The following is a 22,742-nucleotide window of genomic DNA, read 5'->3' as shown; positions in this document are numbered from 1 at the left end:
CGAGGGGACCGCCAGAGATTGCCGAGGTCGCGAGCCGAACTCGTTCTCCAAGGTCCGTCCTCGAACACTGAGGAGCCTGGCAGCTCGCGTGCCGCGCCCCGGACGCCGGGGCGCGGCAGGCTCAAGCCACCTCAGCGGGTGATCAGATCCCGAACCGCGTCACTGACCGGCGGCAGGTCGTCGGGGCGCGCCCACTGATAGGCATCGTGCTCGGTGACAAGGACGGGTTCGGGCTTCACGACGGTGACCGAGAAGTTGAACTGCCGGGTGGTCCCACCACGACTGTTGGCGTAGTCGAAGTGTCCGAGGTAGCCGTTCACCGCCTCAACGGTCAGTGCGGTCTCCTCGGCGGTCTCCCGCCTGAGGGCCGCCAGGATTCCCTCACCCTCCTCGACTTTGCCGGAAGGGACCTCCCACATCCCGCCCATGAAGTCGTCCGGCTTCCGTCGCAAGAGCAGAACCCGGTCAGTGTCGTCTCGGACAACGGCGGCGGCGACGAAGCCCGTGACACCTTCGAGTTCGGCCGCGCCGACGAGATCGGCCAGGAAGGCATCGGAGATATCGGTCATGGCAGAAGCTCCTCGTGGTGCTCGCTCACTTTCGCGGCCGCGCGGATGTACTGCTCGGCCATCGTGAGATCCTGCTCACGATGCCAGACCGGCAGCTTGATCGTGTGTCGGTGAGCCTGTTCAGCGACGGGGAAGGATCCGGGTCGGTACTGCCGGTGGTGGTGCGGGTGCCCGGGGAAGAGCAGGTCGGGGTGCTGGTACAGCGGGAGTTCGTGAAGCGGGCAGGTGGATCCCGGCCGGTCGAATTCGGCCGCGCCCTCAGCGATCAGCGCCTGGTGGAAGCGCTCGATGGGGAGACCGCCGAGCTCGTCGGGCCGGTAGGTGAGCGTCAACCCGTACCAGGACGCGACCACTCCATCGGGCAAGGGCAAGACCTCCAGCCCGGGTACCCCGCCGAACCGGTCGGTAAGGTGGCGGGCGATCTCGGCCCGTCCCGCCAGGTAGTCGTCCAGACGGCCGAGTTGGTCGAGGGCGAGCGCCGCCGCGAGCGGGTGGATGCGGAGCTTGAGGCCGGACCCGGTGACGGCGAACCGCGCGAGCGGATGACCTCCGGGGATCTCCGACCTGCAACGCTTGTTGTAATGGGCGAAGGTCAGCACCCGGTAGTACGTGTCGTCGTCGTTCGTGAGGACGAACCCGCCCTCGCCTCCGGACAGTGGTTTGGGGCCGTTGAGCGAGAACGCCGAGGCCAGCCCGAATGTGCCGACCTTCCGTCCGTGGATGCCGGCGCCGTGGGCGTGGGAGCCGTCCTCCAGCAGCGCCAAGCCGTGCGTGTCGGCGATTGCGGTGAGTCCGGCCATGTCCGCCGGCCGGCCCCACAGGTGGGTGACCATCAGTGCCCGGGTACGCGGGGTGAGCAGCTTCTCGACGTGGCTCGGGTCGATGTTGCCGTCCGGGCCGGTCTCGCACAGCACCGGCACCGCGCGCAGGTGGAACAGCGGCGAGGCGGTGGCGTGGAAGGTCCAGGCGGGGACGATCACCTCGTCCCCGACCTTGATCTCGGCGGCCGCATAGGCGGCGTGCAGGGCGGCGGTGCCGGAGCTGGTGGTGATCGCGTGCCGGACACCGAAGTAGGCCTTGAGTCCGTCCTCCAGCTCGGCGACGATGCCGGAGCGGTCCGGGATCGACACGGCGGCGTCGAGCTGGGCGGCGACCTTGCTGCGGGTGGTGTCGTCGATCGGCGGCCAGACGAAGTGCGGGCCGGGGACGGTCACGGCGGGCTCGCCGCCGAGCAGGGCGAGAGTGGAACTCACAGCATCCCTTTCGGGTCGATGTAGCGTCCGGCCGTCTTCGACTCGTAGCAGGAGGAGATGAAGGCGGCGTGGGCGAGGTGCTGCTCGGGGCCGGAGTCGTTGGGCCGTTCGCCGTCCAGGACTCGGCAGAAGTACTCGATCTGTGCGGTCGAGGTGCTCGCGGGGGCACGCGGCCGGGTCAGCTCCTCAACGACCGCGCCGGTCAGGTCGAGCCGCTGGACTCCGCCCTTCGTCAGTAGCACCGAGCCGCTGGTGCCGACGACACGCAGCCTCTCGGTCTTCGGGGCCGCCCAGCGCGACAGCAGCACGGAGCCGTACAAGCCGCGGTCGAATCCGAGCTGAATGAGAGCGGTGTCCTCGGCGTCGTATCCCGCCCCTGGCACGGCGGTGGCGGAGAACTCGGCGAGGATCCGGCTCGGCAGGCCGAAGTACCACAGCAGCAGGTCGATGATGTGGTAGCCCATGTCGATGATGCAGCCGCCGCCCGCCTTCTTGACGTCCCCCCGCCAGCCGGCGCCGGGGTCGGCGGTGTGGAAGGTGTACTGGCCGTCGATCAGGAACGGTGAACCGATCTGGTCCAGGAGCCCGGTCACACTGGTGTAGATCGGGTTGAAACGGCGCTGGAGGGTGACCATCAGCTCGATCCGCCCCCGGCAGACGGCGGCTAGCTCGTGGGCCTCGGTGAGCGAGGTGGCGAACGGCTTCTCCTTCATGACGTGCACGCCCCGTTTGGCGCACTCCTCGATCACCGCTCGGCCCGCGTAGTGCGGGACGGCGACAATGACGAAGTCCGGCCGCACGGCGTCCAGCAGGTCGGCGGTTCGGGTGAACGCGGGCACCTGGAGGCGGCTCTCGTGCTCGCGCAGGACGCTGGGGTTGCTGTCGCAGACGGCGACGAGTTCGGCCTGGCCAGAGCCGAGAAGACCGGGGAGGTGATCTTCTGCAGTCTGATGCCCAAGGCCGATGATCGCGGCACGTCGCTTCCTGCGCGGGCTCCTTCCGTTTCGTGAAGGAAGTTCTTCGGTGTGCGTCGAGTACAACCCAACTCCCGCTCTCCGACCAGGCATTGTCGGTAGTCCCGGGGTTGTCCCGCCCGCGTTGTCGGTAGGCTCGCGGGCACTGTCGATGATGGGATTGGCCCGTGGACGACCTGATCCGGCACCCCCTTGCCTATGCGCGCGAACTGCACGGCTGGTCCCAGGGGGATCTCGCCACCTCGATGGACAGGGCCGCCCGCGGTCACGGGCTGCGCTCGGGGGCCGACAAGGCGGCTGTCAGCCGGTGGGAGAACTGGCGCAAGACACCGAACGTGGACTCCCAGCTCCTGCTCGCCGAAGTCTTCGGGGTCACGGTCGCGGACATGGAGGCGTACGGCTGGCCGTACTGGCTGCCCGGCCGCGACGAGCCGCTCGCGCTCGGCTCCGCCCACACCGTCCAAGCACTCCACGACGCACAGAGAGCTCTGATGGATCGCCGCACCTTCATGACGTACAGTGCCGTCTCCCTGGCAGGACTCGCCGCACAGTGGGCCGTGATCGAGCCCGCACGCCTCACGTCCGCGCTGGACGGCAAACAGGTGGACGGCGGGCTCGTGGACTGGCTCGAAGAGACCAGCAAGCAGTTGACGGCCCTGCCGACCGAGCAGCGCCAGCACACCGTGCGGCTGATGGACGCCCAGCTGGCCACGGTGACCGACCTGATCGACGACGGCCGCTACAGCGAGGACATCGGCCGGCGACTCCACCTGCTGGCGGCCACCTTGGCCACCACCTGCGGCTGGTACCGCTTCGACCACGGCCGGCACTGGGCGGCGGGCAAGCTCTGGGGAGCGGCCCTGCAGTCCGCCCACGCCGCGGGGGACCGGGACCACGGCGCCGGGGTGCTATCCGACTTCGCCTACCAGTCGAACTGGCTCGGCGAACCCAAGGTGTCGGTCGACCAGCTCGGGTACGCGTTGTCGGGCACCGGGCATCCCACCGCCCGGTCGCTGCTGTTCCTGCGCCGGGCCCGCGCGTACGCCGCCCTCGGGGACCGGGCGGCCTGTCTCCGGGACCTGTCGGAGGCCGAGGCTGCCCTCGGCGTGGAGGCCGCCGACCCCGCACCGGGCTGGTGTGCATGGATGGGCCCGGCCGATCTTGCCGTGGACTCCGGTCAGTGCATGCTCGACCTCGGCCGAACCGACGAGGCCCACACCCGGATCGCCGAAGGCATGGCCCTGCTGCCCCGCGCCCGCGACAAGACACGTGGAGTCTTCCTGACGTACCAGGCGAACGGCTACCTGCGGTCCAACGATGTCGAACAGGCGCTTGCCGTCAGCCGGGAGTCACTGGACCTGGCCACCCGGATCGGGGCCCCACGCTGCGTCGCCCTCGTGCGCGACCTCGCGCCGGCCTTCAGGCCGTACCGTCAGGTCGACGGCGTCCAGGAGTTCCTGGAGCGGCTCAAGGTCAGCTGATTCGTCGTGGATCGGCCCCTCGCTCTGCGGAGCGAGGGGCCGGTCGTGTCAGCGGGCGGTGAAGGTGTGGTGGTCGAACTCGCCGGCCTTGGCGGCTTGGAGGAGGGTGGCGAAGGTGGCGGGGGCAGTGCGGATGATCATGTCGGCTTCGTCTGACTCGCGGAGTTCGACCGCCCCGTCGGCAGTTCGGACCTCCACGCACTCGTTATTCGCCGCGCTGTAGCTCGACTTCCGCCACTCGGTGTTACGCATACTTGGATTCCACTTCTTTCTTGATGGATCGGATGAAGTCTCGCGACTCATCCTCGGAAAGTGCAGCGGAGTCCACGCGGTCGAAGATGGATCGATGCTTGGCCAGGTCTGCTGGGGCGTCGAAGAAGAGCGTGCCGGGAGAGGTGTCCATCTGAACGGTGTCGAGTTCGGGTACAGGGCCCTCGGCGAGCGTTACGTTCTCGCCAGCACCGGGGAAGGTGTCCACATCGAACGGCACCACCCTGATCGAGATTCCGTTGTCGGCTGAGTCGCCGATCAGGGCGTCAAGCTGGTCGGCGAGCACCTTGGGGCCACCGAACTGCATTCGGAGTGCTGCCTCGTGAACGAATGCGCGAAGCGGGATCTTGCCGGATCGGACCACTTGCTGCCGCTGCACACGGAAGGCAGTTCGGACATCGATGTCCTTGCGAGGCAGCGGCGGATAGACCCGAGCGAACACGGCAGATGCGTAGCTCCCGGTTTGCAGCAGGCCCGGGATGTAGGTGGTGGTGCAGACGGAGAGCGTTTTGGCGTGATGCTCGATCTCGGCTACCTCAAGGAAGTCTGTCGTCAGGACCTCTCGGTACTCCTCCCACCATCCCCGGCCGCGCTCCGTGATGATGTCGGCGAGAGCGTCGATCATCGGGCGATTCGCGTAGTTGCACGCGGAGGCGATGGTGCGCAGGCGGTCGGCGCTGATACCGATCCGTCCCGATTCCATCTGAGTGACTTGAGCGGGGTTCATCCCGACGAGGCGACCGAGCTCTGAGCCGCCATAGCCGGCCTGCTCGCGCATTCTCCGTAGCTCGGTGCCAAACCTGCGTTGGCGGAGTGTCGGGTTGGCGCGTGGCGGCATGGCTTCCTTCCGAGGACGTAGTCGACTCAAGTCTGCCGTGAGGGCTGAGTGGCGGTCTACCAACTACCACGATAGAGGGAAGTTCCCGAAGCGGGGGAAAATTGGCCACCCTCGTGCGCTATGGTCGTTGTCACATCGATCCGACGGATCGTCAGTAATGCCTGCTAGCAAGCACCGCAGAGCAGCCATGCCCATCTGCCTGGCCTGGCTCACGGCGACATGTGTTCCGCCGGTTCTTCCCTCACTCACGCCTCGGGAGAAGTCCCATGCGTCACCTCAACACGCCCTCGATCGCCATCGCCCGTCAGTCCCTCGGCGACACCATGACCCGCGTCGGCTGGTCCCCCTCCGCCATCTTCGACGCGCAGCTCGCGCTCGTCGAACTCCTGGTCAACGCCTGGCGGCACGGCTCGACCCCCGCGCCGATCGTCCAGATCATCTCCGCGAACCAGACCCTCCGTGTCTCCGTCACGGACGAGAGCCCGATCCCGCCCGCCCCGCAGGCGCCCGACCTGCTCTCCGAGTCCGGCCGGGGCCTCCAGTTGGTCGCCGGCCTCACCCACCGCTGGGGCGTCGACCCCCAGGAGCGTGGAAAGTCGGTCTGGTTCGAGCTGCAGAAGGATGTCGCCTGATGTCCTACCGTCGCCACCCCATGAAGCCGACCGATCTCCGGATCCGGCACTACACGGACGACCACATCCGCACCCTCCTGGCCGAAGTCCAGGAGCGCGGACGGAAGTTCGGCCTGATCTGGCCCTCGGCCGGTACCGACAAGACCCTGGACGGCCGCGTCCTCGTCCGCTTCGGCACCGCGCCCGCGTCGACCCTGCTCAACCTCCTCGTCCTCCTCCTCGACGCCGAACGCGAGACCCCGTGCGATTCCTGATCGGGACAGCTTTTGCTGTCCTCCTCGCCCTCGCCTTCGCGACCGTCGCGCTGGGCGTCGTCACCGCCCTCCGCGCGACCCCGCCCCAGGACGAGGACACCTGACCGCCAGCCCCCGCCGCCCGCGCGCCGGGGGCTGCGGCGCTGTCCATCGGGCCGCACATGAACGCGCTGCTACTTGACCAGGCGGAAGCCCGGTCGGGCGACCCAGGCGCGCAGGAACTCGGCCGTGACCAGGGCGGTGTCCCAGCCGTCGTCGGCGACGGCGATCAGCCCGGGGAGGTCGGCGGTCACCGACGCCTGGCCGGAGGCCAGTTCGGCCTTGCAGACGCCGCCGATGACGTCCAGGACGGCGGCCGTGAGCAGGGCGGTGGCGGCGTGGTCGATCGCGCCGTTGCAGGCGGCGCTGACGTTGACGGCCTGGGCGGCGCGGAAGCCGAGCAGGGCTTCGATCTCGTCCTCCTCCGCTTGCTCGGACTCGAATATGGACTCGTCGCCGGCGCCCGCCCCCATCAGGTAGACGTCGAACGGCCGGCGCCGGTCCTCGCGTCGCGGGTTGAACCCCACCAGCGCGGCGAGGCTCGCGTCTGTCGGCTGTCCGGCGAGCAGCGGCAGCGGGTACGGCTTCCGCCAGTCCGGGTCCCGGGTGTCCTCGATGCCCAGCCGCTCGGCGGGCACGTGGACGTCGTACGACCCGGGGCGGATCTCCGTGAAGCGGCAGGAGAGCCCCACCATCAGCTCCCGGAGCGCCTGCATGGCGGCGGGGGAGAGGGGCTCGGGGAGATCGATCACCAGCGTCGGTCCGGACATGCGGGGGAGCCTAGGCCCGCGCCCGTCCGGCCGTCGTCCGATTTTCGGGTGGTGGCGGTCGGGTCAGGCCGCCTTCTTCTTCACCCCGTTGAGCTCCAGCAGGGCGTCGCGCAGTTCCCACACCTTGCTGTGCGAGTACGGGACGCTCAGGATGTCGACGGCCGTCTTGAGGCTCGCCCGGGCGGCCGGGCCGAGCCGGTCGAACTGTGCGTTGGCCAGTTCCGTGCGGTAGATCAGGATCGGCCAGTCCTCACCGCAGATCGGGGCGCTCGGGTAGCAGCGGAGGCCGTGGCAGTTGAGTGCCGTGTAGATGGCCCGGAGCCGCTCGCTCCTGATCCGCTCCTTGCCCGACCAGTCGCGCAGCAGGCGTTGGGGGAACACCGTGGCTCCGCCGCGGAGGTCGACGCGCTCGGCCACCTTCTCGACGAGGGCATGGGAAACGTGCATGCGGAGGCAGATTCCTTGCCTGGGGGGGAGTTGGGACAACGGTGACGCATTGCTCCGGCGTTCGTCAACGACCCTTGTGGTCTCGACCGGCCTGCTGTAGGGGCCGGTGCGACCTCCCGGTGTCCACCGTTCGGTTACCGGCGGTTCCACCGTTCGGTTGTCGGATGGGGGATCCGCGGGCTGGGGCGGGCGCCGGAGAGTGGGGGGAGCCGGGAGGACGGAGAGCAGGAACGTGCGAGTGAACGTGATACCGAGACGGCGGGGGCCGGACACCGGGTGGAGCCGGTGAGGCCGGGGGCCGGTCACGGGCCGGCCGTCGTGGTGTCGGACCTCCGGGTGCGGTACGGCCGGAGGACGGTCGTGGACGGCATCTCCTTCGAGGTCGGGGAGGGCGAGATCTTCGGGATCCTCGGCCCGAACGGCGCCGGGAAGACCACGACGGTGGAGTGCCTCGCCGGGCTGCGGGTGCCGGACGGCGGCACCGTCTCGGTGCTCGGGCTGGACCCGTGGCGGGACGCGGCCGGGCTGCGCCGGGTCCTGGGCATGCAGCTGCAGAGCGGCGAACTGCCCGAGAAGCTGCGGGTCGCCGAGGCGATGGAACTGTACGCGTCCTTCTACGAGGAGCCCGCCGACTGGCGGGAACTGCTCGCGCTGCTGGACCTGACGGAGCGGGCCGACAGCCCGTTCGGCCGGCTCTCCGGCGGGCAGAAGCAGCGGCTGTCGATCGGGCTGGCGCTGGTCGGCGACCCCAGGGTCGCGGTGCTGGACGAGCTGACCACCGGGCTGGACCCGGCGGCCCGGCGGGACACCTGGGAGCTGGTGGAGCGGGTCCGGGACCGGGGCATCACCGTGGTCCTGGTCACGCACTTCCTGGAGGAGGCGGAGCGGCTCTGCGACCGGCTGGCCGTCGTCGACCGCGGCCGGATCGTGGCGCTGGACTCCCCGGCCGGGCTGGTCGCCGCCGTCAACGCCGAGCAGCGGGTGCGCTTCCGGCCCACCACCGCGCTCGACGACGGCCTCCTCACCGCGCTGCCGGAGGTGACCTCGGTGCAGTGGCACGGCGCGCAGGTGGTGGTCACCGGCACCGGCAACCTGGTGTACGCGGTGGCCTCGGCCCTGGCGCGGCAGCAGATCGTCGCGGCGGACCTGCGGGCGGAACCGGCCGGGCTGGAGGACGCGTTCCTCGCCCTGACCGGACGGCGCTTCGACCGCCCCGACCGGCAGCGGTGAACCCGTGCGTACCTCGAAACGGGCGGAGGACCGACCGAAGGACCGACGGAAGGACCGACGGAAGGAGCCCTCGGTGCGGGCGATGAACCGGCTCACCGCCGTGGAGTTCAAGCTGTTCCTGCGCGACCCCGCCGCGTACTTCTGGACGCTGCTGTTCCCGGTCGCCCTGGTGGTGGTCATCGGCAGCCTCCCGTCCTCCCGCGAGGCCGGCGCGGAGCTCGGGCGGCGCGGCATCGACCATTTCACGCCCGTCCTGGTCGTGCTGTCCTGCGCGCTGACCGGACTGTTCGTCACCCCGGCGTATCTGGTGGGCTACCGGGAGAAGGGCGTGCTGCGGCGGCTGTCGGCCACGCCGGTGGGCCCGGTGCGGGTGCTGGTCGCCCAACTCGTGGTCCAGACGGCGGTCGTGGCCACCACGACCGTCCTGGTGCTCGGCACCGCGGCCCTGCTCTGGGACGTCGAACCGCCCGCCAACCCGGGCGGGTTCCTGTTGGCCTTCGCGCTCTCCGTGCCGGCGGTCCTCGCCATCGGACTGTTCCTGGCCTCGGTGATCCGCACCGGCAAGGCCGCCACCGGCGCCGGGAGCATGCTCTTCTTTCCGCTGATGTTCTTCGCCGGGCTCTACGTGCCGCGCGAGCAGATGCCGGAGGCGGTCAACCGGATCGGCGACTACACGCCGCTGGGCGCGTCCGTGGCGGCGTTCGGCGACGCCGCCAGGGGCGACTGGCCGGGCCCGGCCGCCGTGCTGGTGCTGGCCGCGTACGCGGTGGTCCTCGGGGTGGCGGCGGCCCGCCTCTTCCGCTGGGAGTAGGTGGTCAGCCGGTCAGCCGGGGGGCCGGTCGGCCGGGCCGGGCCCGCGTCGGCAAGATCACGTAGGGTCGCAGGGCGCGAAGCGACCGGGGCCATCTGGGGGGGACGAGCATGTCGAGGATGTTGAGCGACGAACCGATCGACCTGGCCCGGGTCCGCCGCTACCTCACCCCGCTGCCCCTGGCGCTGCTGGCCGTGGCCACCGTGCTGAGCTACCTGCAGCCCGACGAGGGCGCGGCGAACGCGCGGGTGACGGTCGGCCCCCTGGTGGCGGTGACCGCCGGGTGGACGCTCGCCATGTACACCCTGCGCCCGCGGGAGTGGAGCGCCCGCACCGGGCCGATGCTGACCTACGTGGCGGTCCAGCAGGTCCTGGCCGCCGTGCTGATGACGCAGCACCCGATCTTCTTCGTGTTCGCCGTGATCGGCTTCGTCCAGGCGTACGACCTGCTGCCGCCGCAGTGGGCCTTCGTCAGCGTCGGCGCCACCTCGCTGATGATCAACCTGATCCCCGGCGGGATCCCCGACACCTCGAAGCGGATCGCGATCGCCGCCGCCTCGGTGGTCCTGCAGACGCTGCTGATCGGCGTGTTCGGCAACCTCTCGTACCGCTTCAACGAGCGCAGCGAGGAGCGCCGCCGGCTGATCGCCAGGCTGAAGAGCGTCATCGCGGAGAACAACGGCCTGCACGCCCAACTGCTGACCCAGGCCCGGGAGGCCGGCGTCCAGGACGAGCGGCAGCGGATGGCCCGGGAGATCCACGACACCCTCGCCCAGAGCCTGGCCGGTATCGTCACCCAGCTCCAGGCCGCCGACCGGGCCCGGGAACGGCCCGAGCGGCGCGACTGGCACCTGGAGCAGGCCCGGACGCTGGCCGGGGAGGGCCTCTCGGCGGCCCGCCGGTCGGTGGCGGCACTGCAGCCGGTGGAACTGGACGAGGCCCATCTGCCCGGCGCGGTCCAGGACCTCGCCCGGCGCTGGTCGGCCCTGCACGGCGTCCCCGTGTCGGTCGAGGCCACCGGGGACCCGGTGCCGCTGCTGACCGAGATCGAGGTGGCGCTCTTCCGGGTCGCCCAGGAGGCGCTGGCCAACGTGGCCAAGCACGCGGCGGCCGGTAGGGTCGGGCTGACCATCTCCTACCTGGAGGACACCGTGATGCTGGACGTCCGGGACGACGGTGTCGGCTTCGGCGCGCTCACCGTGACGGGCCGGGACGAGCCGCCACCGCCGCAAGACGGTGACGACGGTTACGGCGGTGGCCTCAGCGACGGTGGCGACGGCGGTGACGGCGGTGACGGCGGTTACGGCCTCCCCGGTCTGCGGCAGCGGCTGGAGCGGGTGCTGGGGACGCTGACCGTGGAGAGCGCGCCGGGCGCGGGCACCGCCGTCAACGCCAGCGTGCCCGCGATCCGGCGGGGAGCGGGCGAATGAGCGAACAGTCCACACCGGTACGGCTGTTGATCGTCGACGACCATCCGATCGTGCGCGACGGCCTGCGCGGCGCGTTCACCGGCAGCCCCGAGTTCGAGGTGGTCGGCGAGGCCGGCGACGGCGCCGAAGCCCTCGACCTCGTCGAGGAGTTGAAGCCCGACCTGGTGCTGATGGACCTGCGGATGCCCGTGATGGACGGCGTCACCGCCATCCGGCGGCTCGGCCGGACCGCGCCGGCCGTCCGCGTCCTGGTGCTCACCACCTTCGACACCGACAACGACGTGCTGCCCGCCATCGAAGCCGGCGCCACCAGCTACCTGCTGAAGGACGCGCCGACCGAGGAACTCCTGCGCGCCGCCCGGGTGGCCGCCCGCGGCGAGGCGGTGCTCTCCCCGGCCATCACCAAGCGTCTGATGGACCGGGTACGGCGACCGGCCGACGGCGTGCTCAGCGCCCGCGAGCTGGACGTGCTGCGCCTCGTCGCGCACGGGGCCTCCAACAAGGAGGTGGCGCACGAGCTGTTCGTCAGCGAGGCCAGCGTCAAGACGCACCTGCTGCGCATCTACGACAAGCTCGGGGTGCGCGACCGGGCGGGCGCCGTCGGCGAGGCGTTCCGGCGCGGGCTGGTGACCTGAACCGGGTCTCCCCGGCTCTCACCTGCTCTCACCGGCTCTCCGCCGTGGACAGGATCCGCCGCAGGACGGTGAGCAGGAGCGTGTCCCGGCCGGCGGGCGGATGCGGGGCCCGCCAGGCGATGTGGCCGTCGGGGCGGACGAGCAGCGCTCCGCTCCACGGGGCGAACTCCGTCGGCAGCGGACGGACGGTGACGGGCAGACCGGCCGCCGCGGCGGTGTCCGCCTGCCGCTGCCAGAACGCCTGCCCGGCCTCGTCGGTCTCCTCCGCCTTCGCGGCCTCGCCGGTGGGCGCCAGCAGGGTGAACCCGGGCCCGACCAGGTCCAGGGTGGAAGCGGGCCCGGCCGGGCCGGACAGCCTCAGGTGCGGGAGCCGGGTGCCGGGCGCGCCTCCGGGGTGTTTCCGGTCCGGGTCGAGCGGCGGCAGGGCCGGTGCGTGCGGTGCGTCCGGATCGTCCAGGACCGCCGTCGAGCGGTAGGCCGCCGTCAGCAGCAGCTCGTCGTCGATCCGGTAGCCGCTCCGGGCCCGGGAGTTGGCGAGGGAGATGTCGATGACCTGCCGGGCCACCGGGCGGCGTTCGGCCTCGTAGCTGTCCAGCAGGGCTTCGCCCGCCGTCCCGGCCACCACCGCCGCGAGCTTCCAGGCGAGGTTGTCGGCGTCGCCGAGGCCGGTGTTCATGCCGTGTCCGCCGGTCGGGGGCACGGCGTGGGCCGCGTCGCCGGCGAGCAGGACCCGGGAGCGGCGGTAGGCCGCGGCGAGCCGGGCGTCCATCCGCCAGGTCATGGTGTCGTGGACGGTGACCGGCAGTCCGGGTACCCCGGCGGCGTCCCTGACCAGCTCGGCCAGCCGCCGGTGGTCGGTGAGGAGCGCCGTGACGTCCGCGTCCTCGGGGTCGTACGGGTGCTGGTAGATCCAGTGCCGGTCGTTGTCGACGGCCAGGAAGCCGCCGCGTCCCGGCGCGGTGAGGAAGTACGAGGCGCTGGCGCGGTCGGCGACGACTTCGCCGAGCGGTGCCTCGAAGCGGACGCTGAGGTAGTGGCCGAGTCCGGTCGGCCCCTCCATCGGGATCCCCGCAGTCTCGCGGACGGTGCTCGCCGCGCCGTCGCAGCCGACCAGCCAGTCGGCGCGCACGGTGTGCCGCTCGCCGGTGGCCCGGTCCTCCAGCGTGGCGTACACGCCGTGGCCGAGTACGCCGACATCGCGCGCGCCATTTTCGTGCGCGCCATTTTCGTGCGCGCCGATGTCGTGAGCGCCGTCGGGCTGCTCGGCGAAGGAGACCAGTCGAAGGCCGAACCGGACGCCGTCCGGGGCGAGTTCGCGGGCGCGCCGGAGCAGGACGGGTTCCAGGGCGTCCTGGGAGCAGATCAGCCCGGGGGAGGGGGTGCGTTCGGGGCCGCCCGGCTCGGCGGCGACCCCGGTGCGGACGAAGTCCGGGTCGACCAGGTCGCGGCCGCGGTAGAAGTGCACCTGCGCGGCCGGGAGCCCGGCCCGCCGGACCTCCTCCTCCAGGCCGCAGCGGCGGAACAGCTCCATGGAGCGCGCCGACACCCCGCGCGCCTTGGGGTGGCGCGAGGTGCCCGGGTGGGCCTCGACGAGCAGGTGCGGCACGCCGTACCCGGACAGCAGGACCGACAGCGTGAGGCCGACCGGGCCTCCGCCGACGACGAGGACGGACGTTGTCCGCGGGAGTACTTCCGGGAGTACCGCCGGGTTTCGCATGCCACCCCTCCGTAACGTTCAATTCGTCATTTTGACGTTACCATGGTGGGCAGGCGACCACCCGATCCGAAGGCGACCCCATGGCCCAGCCCCGCACCAGGCAGCAGCCCGACGACGGCAACCCCCGCGGCCTGCACTTCCTCACCGACCTCGCCAACACCGTCCACGAGGACCCCGACGCGAGCGCCGCCGACCTCCAGGCGCTCCTGGAACTGCACGGCGGCCCGGCCTTCCGGCTCACCGACGCCGACGCCCGCGAACTGTGCGAGGCCACCGCCCCCGTGATCGCGATCCTCGGCGCCGACGACCCCGACACCGCCGCCGAGGCGATCAACGCCCTGCTCGACCGCTACCCGGCCCGCCCTCGGCTGGTCCGCCTTCCCGGCCGGCCCTGGTCCCTGCACACCCGCGCCCCCGCCGACGCCGGCCTCACCCACTGGCTGCTCTCCACCGCCGCCCTCGCCCTCGGCCTCTGGCTCAGCGAACGCGGCACCTGCGCCTGGGGCCGGTGCGCCGCCCCCGGCTGCGGCCGCTTCTTCATCGACACCGGCCGCCGCACCCCCCAGCGCTACTGCACCCCCCGCTGCGCCACCCGCGTCCGGGTCGCCACCCACCGCGCCCACCGCGTGGCTGAACCCGGCTGAACCCGGCGGATCGCCGGAGAGGCCGTCCCGGCAGGAGCCGGGCCTCGATGGCGTCGCGATCGGAGTACATCGGAGCCCATCGGGGTGCATCGGAGTACGGGGCGGCGGGCCGGCCGCGGATGCGCCGCGGCGGGGGAGAGGTCCGGTCAGGCCGGGGCGGTCGGGGAGCGGAAGGCGCGGCGGTAGTCGGTGGGGGTGACGCCGACGCGGGCGGTGAAGTGGCGGCGGAGGTTGGTGGCGCTGCCGAGGCCGCTGCGTTCGCCGATCTGCTCCACCGGCAGGTCGGTGGCCTCCAGCAGGGACTGGGCGCGGGCGAGGCGCTGGTTGAGGAGCCACTGGAGCGGAGTGGTGCCGGTGGCCGCCTGGAGACGGCGGAAGAAGGTCCGCGGGCTCATCCTGGCCCGGTGCGCCAACTCGCTGGTGGTGATCGGGCGTTCGAGGTTCTCGGTGGCCCAGGCGAGCACCGGGGCGAGGCTGTCGTCGTCGGCCACGGGCACGGCGAGGTCGACGAACTGGGCCTGTCCGCCGGGGCGGTGGGCGGGCACCACGAGTTTGCGCGCCAGCTGGTTGGCCACGTGGGCCCCGAGATCCCGCCGGACGATGTGCAGGCACAGGTCGAGCCCGGCGGCGACACCGGCGCTGGTGAGCACGTCGCCGTCGTCGACGTAGAGCACGCCGTCGTCCACGGTGACGTCCGGGTACCGGCGGGCCAGATCGGCGGTATGCGCCCAGTGGGCGGTGGCCCGGCGACCGTCCAGCAGTCCGGCGGCGGCGAGCGCGAAGGCGCCGGTGCACAGGGAGACCAGTCGTGCCCCGGCCCGGGCGGCCCGGCGGAGTTCCGCCAGCAGCGCGGGCGGCAGCTCGCGCTCGCCGGTCACGCAGGCCTCCGGGACGGAGGTGACGATCACGGTGTCCGCCCCGGCGAGCGCGTCCCAGCCGTACTCGGCGCGAAGCGAGAAGCCGAAGCCGCCGGGAGCCCGGGGTGGCGCCGGGGCGTCCGGGGTCTCGGCGCACAGGCGCAGTTCGTACCAGCGGTCGGCGAGTTCGGGCTGGGGGATGCCGAAGACCGCGCAGGCCATGCCGAGTTCGTACATGTCCCAGAGCGGGAGCTCGGCGTGGTCGATGACGGCGATGGCCACGGTGCCGGGGGCGGTGGCAGTGGCCTTGGCGGTGGCAGAGCCGGTGGCAGGGGCGGGGCCGGGGGCGGGATCGGACATGGCGGAGCCCTTCCTGGCAGGAACCGTTCGGCAAAGGGCAATCCTGCCACTGTCGAGGTCCTTCGGGCTCTGCGAACGTAGGTGATGTCGATCAAGGACCGGCCCGGGGAGCGATCCGCGCCGGTGAACCCGTACGAACAGGAGAACCCCCATGCCGCACGAGCTGCCGCCGGAAGCCGTCACCGTCCTCGGCCTCGGCGCGATGGGCACCGCACTGGCGGACGCCTTCCTCGCCGCGGGACACCCGACCACCGTCTGGAACCGTACGGCGGCCAAGGCCGAGCCGCTGGTCGCCCGCGGTGCCGTCGCGGCCGCCTCGCCCCAGGCCGCCGTCACGGCCCATCAGTTGATCGTCGCCTGCGTGCTCGACTACGACACGCTGCGCGCCGTTCTGAGCGGCCAGGAGGCGGCGTTGGCCGGGCGGACGCTGGTGAACCTCACCTCCGGCTCGCCCGAGCAGGCCCGCGAGCTGGCCGACTGGGCCGCCGGCATCGGCTTGGCCTACCTGGACGGCGCCATCATGATCACCCCGCCCGGCATCGGGGGCCCGGACGCGGTGCTGCTCTACAGCGGCGCACCGGACGTCCTGGCCCGCCACCGCGTGACGCTCGCCGCCCTCGGCGAACCGGTCGACCTCGGCCCGGACGCCGGGATCGCCGGGCTGTACGACACGGCGCTCCTGGGCCTGATGTGGTCCGTGCTGAGCGGGTGGCTGCACGGCGCCGCGCTGGTCGGCGCGGACGGCGTCCAGGCGGCCGACTTCACGCCGGTGGCCACCCGTTGGCTGTCCGGCGCCGTCGTCGGCTTCATCGGCCGCTACGCCGCGCAGCTCGACGCCCGCACCTACCCGGGCGACGACGCCAGCCTGGACATCCACCTGGCCGCGATGGACCACCTGCTCCACGCGAGCCGGGCGCGCGGCGTCGACACCGCCCTGCCGGAGGTCTTCGCCGACCAGGCCCGCCGGGCCATCGCCGCCGGTCACGGCGCCGACAGCTACGCGCGTCTGATCGAGGTGATCGAGAAGTGAGCGCTCCTTCCATCGCTCCGACGTCCACCACGGTTCCGGCCTCCACCGCCGCTCCGACCTCCACCATGCTTCCGACCTCCACCGCCACGGTTCCGATGCCCAACGCTCCGTCAATCGCGTCTTCCGCTGGCACTCTCCTTTCCCCGGCCGACTGGCCCGCGTTGGTGGTCGAGGCCGCCGCAACGACCACCGCCGTCCTCGAAGGGGTGGCCGACGCCGACTGGTCCCGTCACCCCGCCGGAAGCGACTGGACCGCCCGGGCCACGCTGGACCACCTCGCCCTCGGCGTGCTGGGTTACGCGGGCCTGCTGACCGCTCGCCCGACCGACCGCTACATCACCCTGTTCGGCTCGCTGGACCCCGCCGCGCCCATCCCGCACTGCCTGGAGGGCCTGCGCATCGCCGGCAGCCTGCTCGCCGCCACCGTGCGGGACACCCCGCCGACCGCCAGGGCCTGGCACCCCTGGGGCCACTCGGACGGTCCCGGCTTCGCGGCCATGGGGGTGGTCGAACTCCTGGTCCACGGCTGGGACCTGGCCGGTGCCTTCGGGCTGGACTGGCAGCCGCCGGAACACCTCGCCGGCCCGGCAGTGGCTCGACTCTTCCCGGAGGCTCCGACCGGCCACGGCCGCGCCGAAACGCTCCTCTGGTGCACCGGCCGAGCCGCCCTCCCCGGGTACCCTCGCCGCCCGGGCGACGGCTGGCAATGGGACGGCCGGGTGCGCTGAGCACCGGAGGCTCCGCATCGGCGGCGCCCCGGTGACGGCGCCGGACGACCGTGTGGACGGGCCCACCCCTGGTGCGGCGGGCGGCGGAGGACGAGCAGGTGCGGACGGACACGGCAGCCATGACGGGGATCTCCTTCCGGGCCGCTCCCTCGGCGGCCTCCGATGTCCCTCAGCCTTCCCCATCGACACCGCCCCCGGCAGGTGCCGATCAGCACATTTCCGCAGACCGGAGGGCTCGCGACACCTGCCGATCGGCAGGGTCCGAAGCCCGGACGACACCAAGGTCGTCGGGACGGTGCACGACTCCGAGGCGGACGGCCGCTGTCTGTTCGTGCGGGGCAACCTGTCCGGCGGCTACGTGGACAGCGGCTGGGCGGGCGGCAAGGGCAAGTCCCGCGACACCCGTCGGCTACGCGCCCTCGGGGCGGTCCTTCAGCAGCGTGACGGTGCGCTACCTCGGCTGCTGACCCGCCTCCGTCGGGCGGCCGTCCGGGAGCCGGTCGAGGTAGTGCGCCAGGTACGGCGGGGTCCGTAGGTCCGGGAGCTCGGTGAGGGGGACCAGGCGGACGGCCCGGCCCTCGCCGAGGACGAGGGCGGACTCCGGGCCGGCGTACGTCCCGTGCAGGGCGACGGTGGACTCGTGCACGGCCGGGTGCCGGGGGCCGGGGAGGGCGCGCAGGCCGTCGACCCGGATGCCGGTCTCCTCCAGCACCTCCCGGGCCGCGGTCTCGTACGCGCTCTCCCGGCCCTCGCGGTGGCCGCCGATCGGGGCCCAGCACCCCGGGTGGGCGATGCCCGGCTCGTCGTCGCGCAGGTTCATCAGCAGGTGCTTGCCGTCCGGGGTGGTCACGAACACCACGACGCCCTCGAAGTCCCGTGCGACGCCGTGCCGGTCGACGGCGTCCGTCCCCGGCCGCTCGCCGTAGAGGGTGAGCCCGGCGCGGCGGGCGCGGTCGACCAGCAGCAGCCTGCGGTAGTCGGCGGGCCGCATGACGGCGCGCCAGTCGTGGAGGCTGCGGACGGCCCACTCGGTGTGTTCGTGGGAGAGCCGGATCCGGCCCAGCTGCTCGTCGCTGAGCCGTCCGCCCCGGAAGATGTGGCCGACCTGGTGCAGCGGCCAGTAGGCGCCGGGGGAGAAGTGCACCACGGCGAGCAGTTCCCGGCGGTCCACGATCCCGGGGTTCTCGGCCGCGAGGTCCAGGCCCAGCTCCTCCTTGGCCTCGCGCAGCGCGGTGTCCCACGGGGTCTCGCCGGGGTCGGTGTCGCCGCCGGGGAACTGCCAGCGGTTCGGGTCGAAGGCGTTGCGCAGGCAGAGGCCGCGGCCGGCCCGGTCGGTGAAGTAGAAGGCCCCGTACAGGTTCGCCAGGGCGATGTCGTGGACGTAGCGGCTGATCGGCCGCCAGCCCGGCACGGCCCGGCGCCGCCGCAGGAAGTCGAGCACCTCGTGGTAGCCGGCGCTGGTCGGCGGCGGGTCGTCGAGGTCCGCCCACACGTACCGGTCGTGCTCGGTGAGCGTCACCGGGGTGCCGTCGGGCACGGTGGCGGTGAAGACGAACTGCCGGATCGGGCGGCCGTCGGCACCGGGGAAGTCCACCGCCCGGACGTACTCGACGTCCTCGGGTGCCACCGTGAGCCCGGTCTCCTCGCGGAGTTCGCGCAGCGCGCCCGCCCGTACGCCCTCGCCGGGTTCCAGGCCGCCGGCCGGGTAGTCCCAGAGGCCGGGCAGCACGTCGTCCTCGCGGCGGCGCAACATCAGCACCCGGCCGGAGGCGTCGAGGACGACCACGGCGGCCGCGAGCCGCGCGAAGCCCAGGGCGAGTGTGTTCCGGGCCAGGAGGTCGTAGTCGATCACGGGGTGTCGCCTTCCGTCGGTCGGGTCCAGCGGTGCCCTACCCACCTCGCCGCGGGACGCAACGGACCGCCACGCCCGTTTCGCCGGAGGCCGTCAGTGCCACCAGAACGACCAGCACTTCTCCAGGACGAGCTCCTGCGCGTAGTCGGTGAGGCTCTCGGTGTCCCGGATGACGTTGTCGGGGCAGAACGCGACGTGCTCGGCGGCGATCGGCAGGGCCTGGTCCAGGTCGTCAGGGTCGTCCAGCCGCACCGTGGTGCTCAACCGCAGCCCGTCGGGGCCGACTTCGACGACCCGGGCGCCGAACCGCCGCTCCCAGTCGCGCAGGACGGCGGCGAGCTCGCCGGGGTCGTGGTGGCCGCCCGCCGTCCAGCCGCAGACGGCCAGGGCCTCGGCGCCGCTGTCCGCCCGGACGAGTCCGATCCGCAGCGCGGGGTCGTGGCCCAGCAGCCACCGCGCGACCTGGGCGGCTGCCGCCTCCGGGCCGTCCGCCTGCGAGACGTCCGCCTCGCCCGCCTTCGGGCCGTCCGCCTCGGCCGGCTGCGGGGTGGGGGCGAGGCCGGGCCAGTCGGCGCCGTACGGCTCCAGGACCTGGTGGCGCTCCCGCGCCTCCTCCGGATCCTCCGGGCGGGCCACGGCCGGGGAGTCCCACCAGCCGCGGAGCAGGGCGGACGGGTCGTGGCCGGCGGGCGGGGCGGCCTGGGCGGGGTGGAGCTCGCCGGTGGCCCAGGGCCGGAACTCCGGGTCGCCGGTGCGGCGGGTGAGCAGCAGCGGCCACAGCCCCGACCGCGGGTGCTCCCGCTGGAGCTCCTCCCACAGCCCGGCGGGCGCCGGCCCGTCGCTCAGCCACAGCACGGGAGCACCGCCCTCGGCCTCGCCTCCGGCCGGGGTGATCAGCCGGCCGGGCGGCAACGGGGTGGCGAGGGTGGACCGTTCGGCGGCGCCGTCGGGGAACAGTGGGTGGAGGACGGGCGGCAGCGGGAGACGATCGGTCATGCGCACACGGTAGAGGCAGGGTCGGACAGTGCGTCCGACGAGGGCTCGACGAGGGGCGGACAGTGCGTCCGACGAGGGCCCGACGGGACGGATCGCCCACAGCCCTATTATGCGCTGATCGTATGCAATGACTTATCAAATCCCTTACAGAGCCCTTGTGTTGAGGATTTCACCGTTGCTAGCTTCGCCGTGTGACCTCGCCCTATCGGTCCATTCTCGCGGAGTTCTTGACGGGCTCCGATCAAGCCGCCGGCTGGCGCGTGCGCCGCGTCGAGCCGTGGTGGATGGTGACCCCGCCGGACCACCTGCCGCGCCGGCAGGGCTGGAAGCTCCACGTGTCCGCGACCCTGGCCTCCGCGCCGCGGGTGCTGGAGCGCGCCGGACGGGTCCTCGTCGCGCACGGCTGTGCCTTCAAGTTCGCGTCCGGGCCGCAGGTCACGGCCGAGCTGACCGGCACCCGCGCGGCCCGGGCGCAGTCCGGCAAGTTCCTCACCGCCTACCCCGCCGACGACGACCGACTGCGCGCCCTGGCGCAGGAGTTGGACGAGGCGACGGCCGGTCTGCCCGGCCCCGCCATCCTCTCCGACCGCCGCTACCGGCCGGACAGCGTGGTGCACTACCGGTACGGCTGCTTCGCCCGCTCCCGGGTGCTCAACGACGAAGGCTTCTACGAGGGCCGGCTGGTGGCGCCCGACGGGAGCCTCAGCACCGACCAGCGCAACCCCTGGTTCTCGCCGCCGCCGTGGGCCGAGGACCCGTTCGCCCGGCCGGAACCGGCTGCGGAACCGGCTGCGGAACCGCCGTCGGCGACACCGCCCCGCCGCCGCGGCGCACCGGTCCTGCTGGCCGGCCGGTACCTGGTCAAGGAGGCGATCCGGCACTCCAACCGCGGCGGCGTCTACCGTGCCGAGGACACCCGGGACGGCGGGACCGTCCTGCTCAAGGAGGCCCGGCCGCACGTCGGCGCCGACCCCGAGGGCCGCGACACCCGGGACCGGCTGCGCCACGAGGCTCGGGTCCTGGACGAGCTCGCGCCCCTCGGTGTCACCCCCCGGGTGCGGGAGCTGTTCGAGAGCGGCGGCCACCTCTTCCTGGTCGAGGACCTCGTCCCCGGCCGCAACCTCCAGCAGTGGACCGCCGAGCACCTGGAGCGGGGCGACGGGAGCGTGCCCGTCCCGGCGGCCCTCGGGCTCGCCCGGGCACTCGTCGCGCTGATCGGGCGGGTGCACGCCGCCGGGTACGTCCTGCGCGACTTCAAGCCGGGCAACGTCATCATGACGCCGGACGAGCGGCCGGTCCTGGTCGACCTGGAGCTCGCCGTCCCGCTCGGCTCCGCCGCCCACCCGGCGGGCACCCGCGGCTTCACCGACCCCGGCTACCTGAACGCCGGCCACCCCGCAGCCACACCGGCACCCACACCCGCACCCGCACCCGCACCCGGCCCCGAGGCCGACTGCTTCAGCCTCGGCGCCACCCTGCTGCACGTCACCAGCGGCATCAGCCCCGTCCTCGCCGACGACGGCGCACCCGCCCGGCCGCCCGGCGAACGGCTCGCCGCCCTGGTCGCCGCCGCCGACGACCTGCCCGCGCTGCGCGCCCTCGGCCCCCTGGTCGCCGGACTGTCGGCGCCGGCACCGCGGCGCTGGACGCTGCCCCGGGCGGAGGCCTACCTGCGCACCGGACTGGACCCGGGCGGCCGCGAGCACCTGCCCGAACCGCCGTCCGCCGAGCGCCTGATCGAAGACGGCCTCGCCCACCTCGCCGCCACCGCGGACCCCGCCGCCGAATACCTCTGGCCGGCCCCGCGCTCCCTGCCGGACGGCGACCCCTGCAACGTGCAGCTCGGCGCGGCCGGGGTGCTCGCGGTGCTCACCCGGGCCGTCCGCCGCGGGTACGGGGCCGCCCGGCCCACCCTGCGCACCGCCGCCGACTGGCTGGACGAACGGCTCACCGAACCCGACCGGATCCTGCCCGGCCTCCACTTCGGCCGCTCCGGCACCGTCTGGGCCCTGCACGAGGCGGCGACCACCCTGGAGGACCGCCGGCTCGCCGACCGCGCCCTCGACCACGCCCTGCGCATCCCGCTGGACACGCGCAGCGCCGACGTCTGCCACGGCCTGGCGGGCGCCGGGCTGGCCCAGCTCCACCTGTGGCGCCGCACCGGCGACCGGCGCCTCGCCGACCGAGCCCAGGAGTGCGCGGACGGGCTGCTGTACCTGCTGAAGGACCGTGACGGGGTGGACTGGCCGCTCGGCCCGGAGCACCGCGCCGAACTGGCCGGCTCCGGACACTACGGCTTCGCCCACGGCGTCGCCGGCAACGCGGCCTTCCTGCTCGCCGCCGGCCGCGAACTGGGGCGGCCCGAGCTGACCGACATCGCGCTCGGCGGCGGCGAGGCCCTGTGCGCGCTCACCGACTGGCGCGACGGCGCCGCCTACTGGCCCAAGGGCCCGGGCCGCGCCGACCGCCCCGGCCTGGACTACTGGTGCCACGGCTCCTCGGGCATCGGCAGCTACCTGGTGAGGCTGTGGCAGGAGACCGGCGACCCGCGCCACCTCGCCCACGCCGAGGGCGCCGCGCTCGCCGTGCACCGCGACCGCCACCGCCTCGGGCCCGGCACCTGCCACGGGCTGGCCGGCAACGCCGAGCTGCTGCTCGACCTGTACGCCGCCACCGGCGACCGCCGCCACCTGGCCCGCGCCGACGACCTGGTCCGCGGCATCGCCCTGCGCGCCGCGCTCCGCGACGGCCGGTACCTGGTCCCCGACGACACCCTGCGCGAGGTCACCGCCGCCTACAACGTGGGGTACGGCGGTGTGCTCGACCTCCTGCTGCGCCGCCGCCACGGCGGCCCCCGATCGTGGCTGGTCGACCGGCCGGCCGCGGAACCGCACCACCACCCGAGCCCCGGAAAGGGGGGATGAC

22 protein-coding genes are annotated in these 22,742 nt (G+C 72.9%); 11 read left to right on the top strand and 11 right to left on the bottom strand.

The features are described from left to right. Positions 1–131: 131 nt before the first annotated feature. From ACYP53_RS25590 to ACYP53_RS25580, 3 genes are read right to left on the bottom strand one after another with little or no spacing between them, the layout of a single operon-like run. Positions 132–569 carry an NUDIX hydrolase gene (locus ACYP53_RS25590; RefSeq protein ID WP_459649123.1) on the bottom strand — a complete coding sequence of 146 codons (438 nt, stop codon included), beginning with the start codon at positions 567–569 and terminating at the stop codon, positions 132–134. Beyond that, a complete protein-coding gene (locus tag ACYP53_RS25585; protein WP_459649122.1) occupies positions 566–1,822 on the bottom strand; it encodes a DegT/DnrJ/EryC1/StrS family aminotransferase in 1,257 nt (418 codons plus the stop codon). Before ACYP53_RS25585 ends, ACYP53_RS25590 begins: the two co-directional genes overlap by 4 nt. Continuing rightward, the gene (locus tag ACYP53_RS25580) at positions 1,819–2,889 is read right to left on the bottom strand and encodes a Gfo/Idh/MocA family protein (protein WP_459649121.1); all 1,071 of its coding nucleotides are present in this window, start codon (positions 2,887–2,889) and stop codon (positions 1,819–1,821) included. Before ACYP53_RS25580 ends, ACYP53_RS25585 begins: the two co-directional genes overlap by 4 nt. Positions 2,890–2,963: 74 nt before the next feature. On the opposite strand from ACYP53_RS25580, the gene ACYP53_RS25575 reads away from it, so the two are divergent. Next, complete coding sequence (locus tag ACYP53_RS25575) at positions 2,964–4,277, top strand: helix-turn-helix transcriptional regulator (protein ID WP_459649120.1); 1,314 nt, start codon at positions 2,964–2,966, stop codon at positions 4,275–4,277. Positions 4,278–4,325: 48 nt separating this feature from the next. Here the strand turns inward: ACYP53_RS25575 and ACYP53_RS25570 are convergent, their stop codons facing one another. Together ACYP53_RS25570 and ACYP53_RS25565 are read right to left on the bottom strand one after the other, a co-directional pair. After that, positions 4,326–4,529: a DUF397 domain-containing protein gene (locus tag ACYP53_RS25570; RefSeq protein WP_459649119.1), complete on the bottom strand. Its 204-nt coding sequence runs from the start codon at positions 4,527–4,529 to the stop codon at positions 4,326–4,328. Then, positions 4,522–5,385 (bottom strand): helix-turn-helix domain-containing protein, encoded by an 864-nt coding sequence (locus ACYP53_RS25565; RefSeq protein WP_268256621.1) that lies wholly within the window; start codon positions 5,383–5,385, stop codon positions 4,522–4,524. The genes ACYP53_RS25570 and ACYP53_RS25565 overlap by 8 nt, the downstream gene beginning before the upstream one ends. 266 nt (positions 5,386–5,651) lie before the next feature. Between ACYP53_RS25565 and ACYP53_RS25560 the strand changes: the two genes are divergently transcribed. Further along, the gene (locus tag ACYP53_RS25560) at positions 5,652–6,017 is read left to right on the top strand and encodes an ATP-binding protein (RefSeq protein WP_459649118.1); all 366 of its coding nucleotides are present in this window, start codon (positions 5,652–5,654) and stop codon (positions 6,015–6,017) included. Continuing rightward, positions 6,017–6,271 (top strand): hypothetical protein, encoded by a 255-nt coding sequence (locus ACYP53_RS25555; RefSeq protein ID WP_459649117.1) that lies wholly within the window; start codon positions 6,017–6,019, stop codon positions 6,269–6,271. The genes ACYP53_RS25560 and ACYP53_RS25555 overlap by 1 nt, the downstream gene beginning before the upstream one ends. Before the next feature lie 173 nt (positions 6,272–6,444). Here the strand turns inward: ACYP53_RS25555 and ACYP53_RS25550 are convergent, their stop codons facing one another. Both ACYP53_RS25550 and ACYP53_RS25545 read right to left on the bottom strand, forming a co-directional pair. After that, positions 6,445–7,080 carry a DUF6368 family protein gene (locus tag ACYP53_RS25550; RefSeq protein WP_459649116.1) on the bottom strand — a complete coding sequence of 212 codons (636 nt, stop codon included), beginning with the start codon at positions 7,078–7,080 and terminating at the stop codon, positions 6,445–6,447. A gap of 63 nt (positions 7,081–7,143) precedes the next feature. After that, on the bottom strand, positions 7,144–7,527 hold the full coding sequence (locus ACYP53_RS25545; RefSeq protein ID WP_459649115.1) for a hypothetical protein: 384 nt from the start codon (positions 7,525–7,527) through the stop codon (positions 7,144–7,146). A 360-nt stretch (positions 7,528–7,887) separates the two neighbouring features. Here ACYP53_RS25545 and ACYP53_RS25540 point away from each other — a divergent pair, with 360 nt between their 5' ends. From ACYP53_RS25540 to ACYP53_RS25525, 4 genes are all read left to right on the top strand, one after another. Next, the gene (locus tag ACYP53_RS25540) at positions 7,888–8,757 is read left to right on the top strand and encodes an ABC transporter ATP-binding protein (protein WP_459649114.1); all 870 of its coding nucleotides are present in this window, start codon (positions 7,888–7,890) and stop codon (positions 8,755–8,757) included. Positions 8,758–8,839: 82 nt separating this feature from the next. Then, positions 8,840–9,568: an ABC transporter permease gene (locus ACYP53_RS25535; RefSeq protein ID WP_459649826.1), complete on the top strand. Its 729-nt coding sequence runs from the start codon at positions 8,840–8,842 to the stop codon at positions 9,566–9,568. A gap of 119 nt (positions 9,569–9,687) precedes the next feature. Then, entirely contained in the window at positions 9,688–10,998 is a 1,311-nt protein-coding gene (locus ACYP53_RS25530; RefSeq protein WP_459649113.1) for a sensor histidine kinase, read from the top strand. Beyond that, complete coding sequence (locus ACYP53_RS25525) at positions 10,995–11,633, top strand: response regulator (protein WP_189921239.1); 639 nt, start codon at positions 10,995–10,997, stop codon at positions 11,631–11,633. Before ACYP53_RS25530 ends, ACYP53_RS25525 begins: the two co-directional genes overlap by 4 nt. Before the next feature lie 28 nt (positions 11,634–11,661). Here ACYP53_RS25525 and ACYP53_RS25520 read toward each other — a convergent pair whose 3' ends face one another. Next, positions 11,662–13,350 carry an FAD-dependent monooxygenase gene (locus ACYP53_RS25520; RefSeq protein WP_459649112.1) on the bottom strand — a complete coding sequence of 563 codons (1,689 nt, stop codon included), beginning with the start codon at positions 13,348–13,350 and terminating at the stop codon, positions 11,662–11,664. Positions 13,351–13,430: 80 nt separating this feature from the next. Between ACYP53_RS25520 and ACYP53_RS25515 the strand changes: the two genes are divergently transcribed. After that, positions 13,431–13,994, top strand: a complete 564-nt coding sequence (locus tag ACYP53_RS25515) for a CGNR zinc finger domain-containing protein (RefSeq protein ID WP_459649111.1) — start codon at positions 13,431–13,433, stop codon at positions 13,992–13,994. Between the two features lie 146 nt (positions 13,995–14,140). On the opposite strand, the gene ACYP53_RS25510 is transcribed toward ACYP53_RS25515, so the two are convergent. After that, the gene (locus ACYP53_RS25510) at positions 14,141–15,133 is read right to left on the bottom strand and encodes a GlxA family transcriptional regulator (RefSeq protein ID WP_459649825.1); all 993 of its coding nucleotides are present in this window, start codon (positions 15,131–15,133) and stop codon (positions 14,141–14,143) included. A 229-nt stretch (positions 15,134–15,362) separates the two neighbouring features. On the opposite strand from ACYP53_RS25510, the gene ACYP53_RS25505 reads away from it, so the two are divergent. Beyond that, on the top strand, positions 15,363–16,241 hold the full coding sequence (locus ACYP53_RS25505; protein ID WP_459649110.1) for an NAD(P)-dependent oxidoreductase: 879 nt from the start codon (positions 15,363–15,365) through the stop codon (positions 16,239–16,241). Positions 16,242–16,405: 164 nt separating this feature from the next. Further along, positions 16,406–16,969 carry a maleylpyruvate isomerase N-terminal domain-containing protein gene (locus tag ACYP53_RS25500; RefSeq protein ID WP_459649824.1) on the top strand — a complete coding sequence of 188 codons (564 nt, stop codon included), beginning with the start codon at positions 16,406–16,408 and terminating at the stop codon, positions 16,967–16,969. 451 nt (positions 16,970–17,420) lie between these two features. On the opposite strand, the gene ACYP53_RS25495 is transcribed toward ACYP53_RS25500, so the two are convergent. After that, the gene (locus ACYP53_RS25495; RefSeq protein ID WP_459649109.1) at positions 17,421–18,821 is read right to left on the bottom strand and encodes an NUDIX domain-containing protein; all 1,401 of its coding nucleotides are present in this window, start codon (positions 18,819–18,821) and stop codon (positions 17,421–17,423) included. Positions 18,822–18,914: 93 nt separating this feature from the next. Continuing rightward, positions 18,915–19,817 (bottom strand): DUF4253 domain-containing protein, encoded by a 903-nt coding sequence (locus ACYP53_RS25490; RefSeq protein ID WP_459649108.1) that lies wholly within the window; start codon positions 19,815–19,817, stop codon positions 18,915–18,917. 227 nt (positions 19,818–20,044) lie between these two features. Between ACYP53_RS25490 and lanL the strand changes: the two genes are divergently transcribed. After that, on the top strand, positions 20,045–22,741 hold the full coding sequence (gene lanL, locus ACYP53_RS25485; protein WP_459649107.1) for a class IV lanthionine synthetase LanL: 2,697 nt from the start codon (positions 20,045–20,047) through the stop codon (positions 22,739–22,741). Position 22,742: the final 1 nt, after the last annotated feature.

This window comes from Kitasatospora sp. Ki12, from assembly GCF_054601375.1.
This window is presented reverse-complemented; position numbering and strand designations above follow the sequence as displayed.

What these genes read in the sequence shown, in the direction of transcription:
- ACYP53_RS25545 (WP_459649115.1), bottom strand. Translation starts at nt 7,527, where the DNA reads ATGCACGTTTCCCATGCCCTCGTCGAGAAGGTGGCCGAGCGCGTCGAC.
- ACYP53_RS25565 (WP_268256621.1), bottom strand. Translation starts at nt 5,385, where the DNA reads ATGCCGCCACGCGCCAACCCGACACTCCGCCAACGCAGGTTTGGCACC.
- ACYP53_RS25505 (WP_459649110.1), top strand. Translation starts at nt 15,363, where the DNA reads ATGCCGCACGAGCTGCCGCCGGAAGCCGTCACCGTCCTCGGCCTCGGC.
- ACYP53_RS25525 (WP_189921239.1), top strand. Translation starts at nt 10,995, where the DNA reads ATGAGCGAACAGTCCACACCGGTACGGCTGTTGATCGTCGACGACCAT.
- ACYP53_RS25520 (WP_459649112.1), bottom strand. Translation starts at nt 13,350, where the DNA reads ATGCGAAACCCGGCGGTACTCCCGGAAGTACTCCCGCGGACAACGTCC.
- ACYP53_RS25535 (WP_459649826.1), top strand. Translation starts at nt 8,840, where the DNA reads ATGAACCGGCTCACCGCCGTGGAGTTCAAGCTGTTCCTGCGCGACCCC.
- ACYP53_RS25530 (WP_459649113.1), top strand. Translation starts at nt 9,688, where the DNA reads ATGTTGAGCGACGAACCGATCGACCTGGCCCGGGTCCGCCGCTACCTC.
- ACYP53_RS25515 (WP_459649111.1), top strand. Translation starts at nt 13,431, where the DNA reads ATGGCCCAGCCCCGCACCAGGCAGCAGCCCGACGACGGCAACCCCCGC.
- ACYP53_RS25490 (WP_459649108.1), bottom strand. Translation starts at nt 19,817, where the DNA reads ATGACCGATCGTCTCCCGCTGCCGCCCGTCCTCCACCCACTGTTCCCC.
- ACYP53_RS25560 (WP_459649118.1), top strand. Translation starts at nt 5,652, where the DNA reads ATGCGTCACCTCAACACGCCCTCGATCGCCATCGCCCGTCAGTCCCTC.
- ACYP53_RS25590 (WP_459649123.1), bottom strand. Translation starts at nt 569, where the DNA reads ATGACCGATATCTCCGATGCCTTCCTGGCCGATCTCGTCGGCGCGGCC.
- ACYP53_RS25550 (WP_459649116.1), bottom strand. Translation starts at nt 7,080, where the DNA reads ATGTCCGGACCGACGCTGGTGATCGATCTCCCCGAGCCCCTCTCCCCC.
- ACYP53_RS25570 (WP_459649119.1), bottom strand. Translation starts at nt 4,529, where the DNA reads ATGCGTAACACCGAGTGGCGGAAGTCGAGCTACAGCGCGGCGAATAAC.
- ACYP53_RS25555 (WP_459649117.1), top strand. Translation starts at nt 6,017, where the DNA reads ATGTCCTACCGTCGCCACCCCATGAAGCCGACCGATCTCCGGATCCGG.
- ACYP53_RS25580 (WP_459649121.1), bottom strand. Translation starts at nt 2,889, where the DNA reads ATGCCTGGTCGGAGAGCGGGAGTTGGGTTGTACTCGACGCACACCGAA.